Origin of the sequence: Streptomyces sp. (genome assembly GCF_035563135.1) — a bacterium.
Classification (GTDB): Bacteria; Actinomycetota; Actinomycetes; order Streptomycetales; family Streptomycetaceae; genus Streptomyces.
Genome location: NZ_DATMVN010000156.1, coordinates 1 through 10,362 on the forward strand (window position 1 = coordinate 1; position 10,362 = coordinate 10,362).

The window sequence follows — 10,362 nt, forward strand, 5'->3', positions numbered from 1 at the left end:
CGCACTCGTCCTCACCGACCCCGGCCTCGCCCCGCGTGTCCCGGCCGGCCATGCCGTACGGCCGCTGCGCGACGCGCCGGGCTCCCTCCTCGGTGAACTGGACACTCCGCGCCCCTTCACGCCCGGACGTGAACCCGGAGCCGACGACCTGGTCCAGCTGCTCTACACCTCCGGCACGACCGCCCGGCCCAAGGGCGCGATGATGACGCACGGTGCCCTGGTCCACGAGTACGTCAGTGCCGTCACCGCTCTGGACCTGCGCGCCACCGACCGGCCGGTGCACTCGCTGCCCCTCTATCACTCCGCCCAGATGCATGTGTTCCTGCTGCCGTACCTCGCGGTGGGCGCCGAGAACACCATCCTCGACGCCCCGGACGCCGAGCGGATCTTCGACCTGGTCGAAGCAGGCCGGGCGGACAGTCTCTTCGCGCCCCCGACGGTCTGGATCGCACTCGCCAACCATCCGGAATTCGCCACCCGTGAGCTCGGATCCCTGCGCAAGGCGTATTACGGCGCTTCGATCATGCCCGTGCCCGTCCTGGAACGTCTGCGCGAGCGCTTGCCCGGGCTGGCGTTCTACAACTGCTTCGGCCAGAGCGAGATCGGGCCCCTCGCCACCGTCCTCGGCCCCGACGAACACGAAGGGCGGATGGACTCCTGCGGGCGGCCCGTGCTCTTCGTCGAGGCCAAGGTGGTCGACGAGCAGGGCAGGGAGGTACCCGACGGCACCGCGGGCGAAGTGGTCTACCGCTCCCCTCAACTGTGCCTGGGCTACTGGGACAAACCGGAGGAGAGCGCAGAGGCCTTCCGTGACGGCTGGTTCCACTCCGGCGATCTCGCCGTGCGCGATCCCGAGGGCTACTTCACGGTCGTGGACCGCGTGAAGGACGTCATCAACTCAGGAGGCGTCCTCGTCGCCTCCCGGCAGGTGGAGGACGCCCTCTACACCCATCCCGCGGTGGCCGAGGCGGCTGTGGTCGGCTTGCCCGACGCGCGCTGGATCGAAGCCGTCACCGCGGTCGTGGTGCTCCGGGGCGAAGCATCCGAATCCGAACTCATCGAGCACGCCCGCAGAGAACTCGCCCATTTCAAAGCGCCGAAGAAGGTCCTGATCGTCGGTGAACTTCCCCGCAACGCCAGCGGCAAGATCCTCAAGAGGGAGCTGCGGGACCGGTTCGCGGACCCGACGCCGTAGCACCCCGTCCGTCGGCTCCGCCGGCGGTCCGGCTCAGTCGGTCCCCCTCAGGTCGACGATCCGCTTCATCTTGCCCACCGACCGCTCCAGAGTCTCCGGATCGACGATCTCGACCCCGACGCTCACCCCCACCCCGTCCTTCACGGCTGCCGCGATGGAGGCGGCGGCCGCCTCGCGCTCGTCCGCCGTCGCACCGGCCCGCGCCTCCGCCCGTACGGTCAGCGCGTCCAGCCGGCCCTGCCGGGTCAGCCGGAGCTGGAAGTGCGGCGCCACCCCGGGGGTCCGCAGCACGATCTCCTCGATCTGTGTGGGGAAGAGGTTCACCCCGCGCAGAATCACCATGTCGTCACTGCGCCCGGTGACCTTCTCCATGCGCCGGAAGACGCGCGCCGTGCCCGGCAGCAACCGTGTCAGATCCCGGGTCCGGTAGCGGATCACCGGCATGGCCTCCTTGGTGAGCGAGGTGAAGACCAGCTCGCCCTCCTCCCCGTCCGGGAGGACCTCACCGGTGAACGGGTCGACGACCTCCGGATAGAAGTGGTCCTCCCAGATGTGCAGCCCGTCCTTGGTCTCGGCGCATTCCTGTGCCACCCCCGGCCCCATCACCTCCGACAGTCCGTATATGTCGACGGCGTCGATGGCGAACCGCTGCTCGATCTCGCCGCGCATCTGCTCGGTCCACGGCTCCGCGCCGAAGATGCCGATCTTCAGTGACGTCGCACGGGGGTCGACACCCTGACGCTCGAACTCGTCCAGCAGAGTCAGCATGTACGAGGGAGTGATCATGATGATTTCGGGCCGGAAGTCCTGGATCAGCTGGACCTGGCGCGCCGTCATGCCCCCGGAGGCCGGAACGACGGTGCAACCGAGGCGCTCCGCCCCGTAATGAGCGCCGAGCCCTCCGGTGAACAGGCCGTAGCCGTAGGCCACATGGGCTTTGTGGCCCGGGCGCCCGCCTGCCGCTCTGATGGACCGGGCGACGACGTCTGCCCACGTGTCCAGGTCACGCTCGGTGTATCCGACCACTGTGGGGCGGCCGGTCGTGCCGCTGGACGCGTGGATCCGCCGCACCCGGTCCTCGGGAACGGCGAACATCCCGAACGGGTAGTTGTCACGCAGGTCGGCCTTGACCGTGAACGGGAAACGGGAGAGATCGGCGAGCGTACGGCAGTCCTCGGGGTGCAGCCCGGCCTTGTCGAAGGCCGCACGGTAGAAACCGACGTTCCCGTAGGCGTGCCGCAGCGTGGCCCGGAGCCGCTCCAGCTGCAGAGCCTCGAGCTCGTCGCGGCCGAGCCGCTCTCCGGAGTCCAGCAGCACGGTCATACGGATCATCTCCTCACCGGCCGACGACCGACCATTCGGTCGTCTCCTGGGAGCAGTAATTCAGCAGGAGGCGGGTTCTGGCAAGGGGGAGTCGTCGCCTGTGGACAACTCCTGCTCAGAAGCCCGTCCCGATGAGGCCGGGGTGGTTGTCGGGACGCGGTCCGAGCGGCCGGCGGAACCGGCGGCCGGCCTCCTCGGTCGGCACGTCGTCGATCGACGCGTGGCGTACCCGCATGAGTCCGCGGCTGTCGAATTCCCGGTTCTCGTTGCCCAAGGAGCGGTACCAGCGGCCCCCGTCGTCGTGCCATTCGTAGGCGAAGCGCACGGCGATCCGGTTGCCCTCGTGTACCCACAGCTCCCTGGCCGGGCGGTGGTCGAGCTCCCGGGCCCACTTGCGCGTGAGGAAACGGATGATCTCCTTCCGGCCGGTCACCCGCTCGGCGCGATTGCGCCGGCGTGAGTCCTGTGTGCGGGCGGGCGCGACCTTCTCGGGGTCCCGGGTGTTCCAGGCGTCCTCGGCGCGGCGGACCTTCGCTGCCGCGGACTCCTCGGCGAACGGCGGAACGAGCAGCTGCGCAGTCATGACGGCCCCCTCGGACGGAAGAGGAGAACGTAGGTTCTCCATCCAGGTGCCGTACGGCAGGAGAACGTGCGTTCTCGCGCAAGGTGTGCAGAGGAAGCAAGGCCGGCAAGGCGCCAAGGGGAATCACGGTGGATCTCGTACAAGCACCGAACGCGGCCCTGGAAGCGGCTGAGGGCCTCTTCTGCGCCCGAGGTGTCCAAACGGTCGGAATGGATGACATCCGTGCCGCGTCCGGTGTCCTGCTCAAGCGCCTCCACGCGCTCTTCCCCTCCAAGTCCGCACGGGTCCGTGCCTGCCCCGAAGCCCGGGACATCCGATGGTGCGCCCAGCTCGCGGCCTACGTGGACAGCCGCCCGGGGCCGCCGCAGGACCGGGTCCTCGCGGTCTTCGACTGGCTGGACACATGGTTCTCCGAGCCAGGTTTCCGCGGCTGCGCCTTCATCAACAGCTTCGGTGAGCTCGGTGCGACGGACGCCTCCGTCGCCGAGGTCGCGCGCCTCCACAAGGACGCGTTCCGTGCCTAGGTCACCGGCCTGGTGGCCGCCGCAGGGCAGCCGCAGGGGCCCGCCGGCGCGTTCGTACTGCTCGCCGAGGGCGCGATCGTCACCGCCGCCGTCTCCGGAACACCCGAGCCCGCACACCAGGCGGGGCGGGCGGCCGCCCCGCCTCCTGGCGGACGCCGCCGTCACCTGATCCGCTGTCGGCGTACGATCCGCAACGGACCGTTCGACCTGCTTGGATGGCAGTCATGCCGATCTTCAGTACGTACGACGGAACCGAGCTCGCCTACCATCTGGTGGGTGAGGGTGAACCGCTGATCTGCCTGCCCGGCGGCCCCATGCGGGCCGCCCGCTATTTCGGCGACCTCGGCGGTCTGTCCCGGCTGCGGCAGCTGGTACTGCTCGACCTGCGGGGGACCGGGGATTCGGCTGTCCCGCAGGACCCGTCGACCTACCGGATCGACCGGATCGTCGACGACGTCGAGGCGCTCCGCGCTCACCTCGGCCTCGAACGGGCCGATGTGCTGGGCCATTCCGCCGCCGGGGAGCTGGCGGCGCTCTACGCGGCGAAGTATCCGCAACGACTGCGCTCCCTCACTCTCATCACACCCGCGACGGGCGTCCTGGGCCTGCCCGCCACCGACCAGGACCGGCGCGAAGCCGCAGAGCTGCGCATCGACGAGCCCTGGTACGCCGAAGCCAGGGCCGCACTGGAGGAGATCCAGGCCGGACGCGCGACGCCCGAGGCGTGGGCCGGGATCCGGCCGTTCATGTACGGGCGCTGGGACGAGGCGGCCCAGGCGCATGCCGCCGCGTCCCCCGCACAGCGCAATGCCCTGGCCGGGTCGCTCTACTATCCGCAGAGCGGCCTCGGCGCCGGTGCCGCGGTCGCCGCGCTGCGGGGGCTGCCCGTGCCCGTGCTCGTCCTCGCGGGGGAGTACGACGGCGGCCCCAGCCCCGACCGCGCGGCGGAACTCGCGGCGCTCTTCCCCCATGCGGAGTTCGCCGTCCAGCGGGGTGCGAGCCACTTCCCCTGGCTGGACGACCCCGGCGCCTTCGTCCGCACCGTCGCCGCCTTCCTCGACCCCGACGTCAGCAGCGTGCAGGCAGGCGGGATCCGGCTCGCGTACCGCACCTGGGGCGATCCCTCGGCCCCGCCCGTCGTCCTTGCCCACGGGCGGGGCGGGAGCAGCCTGGACTGGACGGACATCGCCGAACAGCTCGCGGCCCGCCACCGGGTGTACGCACTCGACTTCCGGGGCCACGGCCTCAGCGACTGGCCGGGCCGCTACTCCTTCGAGTTCTTCCGCGACGACCTGCACGCCTTTCTGGAGGCCCGCAATCTGTCCGGCGCCACGGTGATCGGCCACTCCATGGGCGGAGTGGCGGCCCTGCTGCTCGCCGAGCGGCACCCGGCGCTGGTCGGGGCCCTGGTCGTCGAGGACGCTCCGGCCCTGTTCCCGCTCGACCCGCCCCGCCCGCCGGCCGAACGGCCGACGGACGAGCTCGCCCACGACTGGCAGGTCGTGCCGGACACCGACGCCCAGTTGAACGCCCCGGACCCGGCCGCACGGGAGGGCCTGGGCGGGATCACGGCCCCGGTACTCGTCATCGGAGGCTCCCGCAGCCACCTCGACCAGGAGCAACTGGCCTGGACGGCACGGCAGATCCCACGGGGGACGTTCACCTCGGTCGACGCGGGCCACCTCGTGCACGCCGACAACCCGCGGGCATTCCTCGCAGCTCTCCGCTCGTTCGGCGTCGGCTGACGGACCCCGCGGGCCGCGCCTTCCCCGTGTCAGCCACGGTGGAGCAGGGTCAGCATGACCTCGTACAGCGTCGCCTCAGGGTCCGCCGCCGCACCCTCGGAACGCCAGGCCACGAACCCGTCGGGGCGCACCAGGACAGCGCCCTCGGCGGATGTGCCGTGGACGGCGGACCAGTCGGCCCCGCTCCCGGGCTCCAGATCGGCGCCCGGAGCGGAACCGATCCCGAAGGCCTCCAAAGGGACCGACAGGCGCTTCGCCACCTGCTCCGCCCCTGCGCGCCACTCCGGATACCGGGCGTCGCACAGCAGCACGAACGACTTCTCGTACAGATCCAGGGTCGACACGCGCCCGCCGTCCCGGCCGAGCCACATGTGCGGCGCCCGGGTGCCGGGTTCGCCCGCCAGACTCATGTCCGCCGGCACCACCGGGAGGCCGGGGTCGGCGTCCAGGACGGCGCCCCGCACATAGCGGTAACCGAGGGCGACGGTGAGCATGCCGCCCCGGCGGCCGCCGCCCGGGCCGGGCGAGCCCGCGTATCCCGGATGGCTGTGCTCTCCCGAACGGGCCGACGCGCGCGCACTCGTGGCCTTCGCCACCGGAAGCCGTTCCGCCTCGTACGTCCCGAGAAGCCCCGGTCCCGCCGCCTCGCCGATCACGGCGGCCAGTTTCCAGGCCAGGTTGTGCGCGTCCTGGATACCGGTGTTGGAGCCGAACGCCCCGGTGGGTGACATCTCGTGCGCCGAGTCACCGGCCAGGAAGACCCGGCCGGAGCCGTACCGCTCGGCGACCCGCTCGGCGGCGTGCCACGGGGCCTTGCCCGTGATCTCGACGTCCAGGTCCGGCGCTCCGACCGCCCTGCGGATGTGCTCCGCGCACCGCTCGTCGGTGAAGTCCTCCAGTGTCTCACCCAGGTCGGGCCGCCACGGCGCGTGGAACACCCACCGCTCCTCGTTGTCCACGGGCAGCAGCGCGCCGTCCGCCTCCGGGGCGGTCAGATAACAGACGATGAAACGCCGCTCACCCACCACGGCGGCGAGCCGCCGCGAGCGGAAGGTGATGCTCACGTTGTGGAAGAGGTCACCCGGGCCGGTCTGTCCGATGCCCAGCTGCTGCCGGACCGGGCTGCGGGGCCCGTCGGCCGCGACGAGGTAGTCCGCCCGCACCGTGGTGTGCTCCCCGGTCTCCCGGCTCTTCACCACCGCGGTGACCCCGTCCGCGTCCTGCTCGAAAGTGATCAGCTCGGTGGAGAACCGCAGCTCGCTGCCCTGCGCCCGGGCGTGGGCGACCAGCACGGGCTCCAGGTCGTTCTGACTGCACAGGCACCAGCCGCTCGGGCTGAACCTGGCGAGCCCGCCACCAGGGTCGATCTCCTTGAACAGCCACTCCTGGTCGTCACCGGTGAGCGACCCGGCCTGAAGAATTCCGTGGTTGTCCGCCAGCACGGATGCGGCGTCGCGGATCAGCTGCTCGGCGCCCGCGGCCCGGAAGATCTCCATCGTGCGGACGTTGTTCCCGCGCCCCCGCGGGTGGGTGGAGGTGCTGCTGTGTTTCTCCACCAGCAGGTGGCGGACGCCGAGCCGGCTCAGGAAGAGCGAGGCGGAAAGGCCCACCAGGGAACCGCCCACGATGAGGACCGGTACGCGGAGATCGACGTTCTCGTTCATCAGTTGCTCCAGCTCGGACGCGTGACGGATGCAGTGTCCATGCCCTTGCGGGAGGCCCTCGGCCGGGCTTCGGACGGTGCCTCACCTGAACGGTTCATAAATCTCGCGCCGCACGTACCGGCGTTCCACGATCAGTCGCGGGAGCGATGCTCGCGATGCGGGGGCGGATGTCACGTGCCGGCGGGCAGAGACCTGCGCCGCTTCCACCGAAACCGACGGATGACGAGAGGCCACGGGGCGTGGCCGCCGCACCGTCTCGAAGGAGAGCGAAAGATGACAACCCTCTCGGAACGGATATCTCAGTCCGCCTTCGACGGTTCGAGGCTCCGGGTCATACTGCTGCTGGACCTGCACGACGGCGCCCAGAACCAGTTCCTCGAGGCGTACGAGCACATGCGCAACCAGGTGGCCTCGATTCCCGGGCACATCAGCGACCAGCTGTGCCAGTCCATCGAGAACCCCTCCCAGTGGCTCATCACCAGTGAGTGGGAGAGCGCGCCGCCCTTCCTCGCCTGGGTGAACAGCGAGGAGCACGTGGCGACGGTGCAGCCGCTGCACAGCTGCGTGCGCGACACACGCTCCCTTCGCTTCAGCGTTCTGCGGGAGACGGGGGCCGCGTTCGAGAGCATCCCCGAGCCTGCCAGGGGCCGCCTCCAGTCCGCCCCGCGCCTGGGCGACGGCGTCGTACGCCACGCACTCACCTTCACGGTGAAGCCTGGTACGGAGGAGATGGTCGCGAAGATCCTCGCCGATTACGACTCCCCCCAGGCGCGCGTCGACGAGAACACCCGGCTGCGCCGTACCTCGCTCTTCATGCACGGCAACCGGGTCGTGCGAGCGGTCGAGGTCGAGGGCGACCTCATGGCAGCGCTGCGTCACGTCTCGCGCCAGCCCGAGGTCAGGGCCGTCGAGGAGGCCATCAACCCGTACCTGGAGCAGGACCGCGACCTCAGCGACCCCGACTCCGCCCGGATGTTCTTCACCCGGGCAGCACTCCCGACCGTCCACCACGTGACGGCCGGACGCCACGCCTCCGAGGACGTCCAGCGGCACGCGCTCTTCTACCAGGCCAAGGAAGGCTGCGGCATGGCCTTGGCCAGGCTGCTCGCCGGCCAGGACGAGGAAGCGGCGAACGACGGATCCAGCCCCGTCGAGAGCAGCACGATCTTCCAGCGCGACGACATCGTGGTGCGGCTTCTCGAGGTGAGCGGCCCGCTCGGCGCGCAGCCGGCGCAGGCGCTCGGTATAGGCGGCCATCGGAAGGCGGCCATGCTCGGCCGGCTGCTCGACGGCGGTGCGAACGGGATGCCGACGACCGACCAGGAGGCCGCGCGCTTCCTCGCGCAGGCCGAGATGGACCTGATCACCGACCGTCGGGCCACCGAGTCCTGATGCGTCACCGGCGGCACCCCGTGCTGCCGTCACACCGCACAACGTGCCTGGAGGAGAACAGCCATGACCACCCACCGGCCTCGCATCGTGGACCTCAGCGAGACTCAGCCCAACCGCAGGCGCGGAGGCGACCTGCGCGCCATGCTCACACCCACGGCGGTGGGTGCCACCAGCGGCTTCATGGGGCTGGCCATCGTCGCCCCCGGTGACCGCATCGGCGAGCACTACCACCCGTACTCCGAGGAATTCGTGTACGTCGTGGACGGACTGCTCGAAGTGGACCTGGATGGCGAATCACACCCGATGCGACCCGACCAGGGTCTGCTGATCCCGCCGCACGTCCGCCACCGCTTCCGCAACGTGGGTGACGTGGAAGCCCGCATGGTCTTCCACCTCGGTCCGCTCGCCCCGCGTCCCGAACTCGGACATGTGGACACCGAGGTCACGGAGACCGCGGACCAGAGTGACGGCTACGCGCCGCCAGAACGAACGGGGGCGGCCTCATGACCCGGCGGCGCGTGGCCGTCACCGGGGTCGGCGTGGTCGCACCCGGTGGCATCGGGGCTCCGGCGTTCTGGGATCTGCTCGCCGAGGGCCGTACCGCGACGCGCGGCATCACGCTGTTCGACCCGGCGGAGTTCCGGTCGCGGATCGCCGCGGAGTGCGACTTCGATCCCGTCGCGCACGGCCTGGACGCGGACCTGATCGCCCGCTCGGACCGTTACATCCAGTTCGCCCTGGTGGCCGCCAGGGAGGCACTGGGCGATGCCGGCCTCGACCTCGAGAAGGAGGACCCCTGGCGTATCGGGGTCTCTCTCGGAACCGCGGTCGGCGGCACCACCCGCCTGGAGCACGACTACGTCGCCGTCAGCGGCAGCGGTGCGCGCTGGGACGTGGACCACCGGCCGGCGGGCCCCCACCTCGAACGGGCCTTCGCGCCCAGCACCCTCGCCTCCGCGGTCGCGGAAGAGGTAGGGGCTCACGGTCCCGTACAGACGGTCTCGACCGGCTGCACCTCCGGCCTCGACGCGATCGGGTACGCCTTCCACTCCGTCGAGGAGGGACGGGTCGACATCTGTGTCGCCGGAGCGTCGGACACGCCGATCACCCCCATCACGGTGGCGTGCTTCGACGCGATCAAGGCGACCTCGGCGAACAACGACGACCCGGAGCACGCCTCCAGGCCGTTCGACGCCCGCAGGGACGGTTTCGTCATGGGCGAGGGCGGTGCCGTCCTCATCCTCGAGGAACTGGAGCACGCCCGCGCCCGGGGCGCGACCGTCTACTGCGAGATATCGGGTTACGCCACATTCGGCAACGCCTACCACATGACCGGGCTGACCACCGAGGGGCTGGAGATGGCCGAGGCCATCAACACCGCCCTCGCGCACGCCCGGCTCGACGGATCGCAGGTCGACTACGTCAACGCCCACGGATCGGGCACCAAGCAGAACGACCGGCACGAGACGGCAGCGGTGAAACGGGCCCTGGGCACGCACGCGTACAAGGTGCCGATGAGCTCGATCAAGTCGATGGTCGGCCACTCCCTCGGCGCCATCGGAGCGATCGAGATCGCCGCGTGCGTCCTGGCCATCAAGCACCAGACAGTACCGCCGACGGCCAACTACGAGACGGCGGACCCCGAGTGCGATCTCGATTACGTACCCCGCACCGCGCGGCCCCTCAAGCTGCGCAGCGTGCTCTCGGTCGGCAGCGGCTTCGGCGGATTCCAGTCCGCCGTCGCCATGACCCGATCAGGCGGGAGGACCCCATGAACGCCCCGGCAACCCCGGCGCACCGCCGCTGTGTCATCACGGGCATCGGTGTCGTCGCCCCCAACGGGACCGGCGCCGGTGCCTTCTGGAAGCAGACCCAGGAAGGTGTCAGCGTCCTCGACCACGTGTCCCGCGAGGGCTGTGAACACCTCCCGCTGCGG

Annotated in this window: 8 protein-coding genes and 2 pseudogenes; 7 read left to right on the forward strand and 3 right to left on the reverse strand. The window is 70.5% G+C overall.

The annotated features are described in order from the left end of the window. Positions 1-1,195: AMP-binding protein (locus tag VN520_RS06495; RefSeq protein ID WP_325745881.1), on the forward strand; the 1,195-nt coding region annotated here is incomplete at its 5' end. A gap of 33 nt (positions 1,196-1,228) precedes the next feature. Here the strand turns inward: VN520_RS06495 and paaK are convergent. Beyond that, on the reverse strand, positions 1,229-2,518 hold the full coding sequence (paaK, locus tag VN520_RS06500; protein WP_325745882.1) for a phenylacetate--CoA ligase PaaK: 1,290 nt from the start codon (positions 2,516-2,518) through the stop codon (positions 1,229-1,231). 115 nt (positions 2,519-2,633) lie between these two features. Beyond that, positions 2,634-3,101, reverse strand: a complete 468-nt coding sequence (locus tag VN520_RS06505) for a nuclear transport factor 2 family protein (protein WP_325745883.1) — start codon at positions 3,099-3,101, stop codon at positions 2,634-2,636. 128 nt (positions 3,102-3,229) lie between these two features. On the opposite strand from VN520_RS06505, the pseudogene VN520_RS06510 reads away from it, so the two are divergent. After that, positions 3,230-3,760, forward strand: a pseudogene (locus VN520_RS06510) (TetR/AcrR family transcriptional regulator); the annotation flags it as partial. 89 nt (positions 3,761-3,849) lie between these two features. Further along, positions 3,850-5,370, forward strand: a complete 1,521-nt coding sequence (locus tag VN520_RS06515; protein WP_325745884.1) for an alpha/beta hydrolase — start codon at positions 3,850-3,852, stop codon at positions 5,368-5,370. Positions 5,371-5,399: 29 nt separating this feature from the next. Here VN520_RS06515 and VN520_RS06520 read toward each other — a convergent pair whose 3' ends face one another. Beyond that, on the reverse strand, positions 5,400-7,034 hold the full coding sequence (locus VN520_RS06520) for an FAD-dependent monooxygenase (protein WP_325745885.1): 1,635 nt from the start codon (positions 7,032-7,034) through the stop codon (positions 5,400-5,402). A gap of 273 nt (positions 7,035-7,307) precedes the next feature. Here VN520_RS06520 and VN520_RS06525 point away from each other — a divergent pair, with 273 nt between their 5' ends. The 4 genes and pseudogenes from VN520_RS06525 to VN520_RS06540 all read left to right on the forward strand — a co-directional run. Beyond that, on the forward strand, positions 7,308-8,426 hold the full coding sequence (locus VN520_RS06525; protein ID WP_325745886.1) for a TcmI family type II polyketide cyclase: 1,119 nt from the start codon (positions 7,308-7,310) through the stop codon (positions 8,424-8,426). Between the two features lie 63 nt (positions 8,427-8,489). Further along, positions 8,490-8,933 carry a cupin domain-containing protein gene (locus tag VN520_RS06530; protein WP_325745887.1) on the forward strand — a complete coding sequence of 148 codons (444 nt, stop codon included), beginning with the start codon at positions 8,490-8,492 and terminating at the stop codon, positions 8,931-8,933. Further along, positions 8,930-10,201, forward strand: a complete 1,272-nt coding sequence (locus VN520_RS06535) for a beta-ketoacyl-[acyl-carrier-protein] synthase family protein (protein ID WP_325745888.1) — start codon at positions 8,930-8,932, stop codon at positions 10,199-10,201. The genes VN520_RS06530 and VN520_RS06535 overlap by 4 nt, the downstream gene beginning before the upstream one ends. Continuing rightward, a pseudogene (locus VN520_RS06540) lies at positions 10,198-10,362 on the forward strand (ketosynthase chain-length factor); the annotation flags it as partial. The gene VN520_RS06535 and the pseudogene VN520_RS06540, both read left to right, overlap by 4 nt.

Coding starts and splice junctions, on each gene's coding strand:
- paaK (WP_325745882.1), bottom strand. CDS start 2,518: ATGACCGTGCTGCTGGACTCCGGAGAGCGGCTCGGCCGCGACGAGCTC.
- VN520_RS06505 (WP_325745883.1), bottom strand. CDS start 3,101: ATGACTGCGCAGCTGCTCGTTCCGCCGTTCGCCGAGGAGTCCGCGGCA.
- VN520_RS06515 (WP_325745884.1), top strand. CDS start 3,850: ATGCCGATCTTCAGTACGTACGACGGAACCGAGCTCGCCTACCATCTG.
- VN520_RS06520 (WP_325745885.1), bottom strand. CDS start 7,034: ATGAACGAGAACGTCGATCTCCGCGTACCGGTCCTCATCGTGGGCGGT.
- VN520_RS06525 (WP_325745886.1), top strand. CDS start 7,308: ATGACAACCCTCTCGGAACGGATATCTCAGTCCGCCTTCGACGGTTCG.
- VN520_RS06530 (WP_325745887.1), top strand. CDS start 8,490: ATGACCACCCACCGGCCTCGCATCGTGGACCTCAGCGAGACTCAGCCC.
- VN520_RS06535 (WP_325745888.1), top strand. CDS start 8,930: ATGACCCGGCGGCGCGTGGCCGTCACCGGGGTCGGCGTGGTCGCACCC.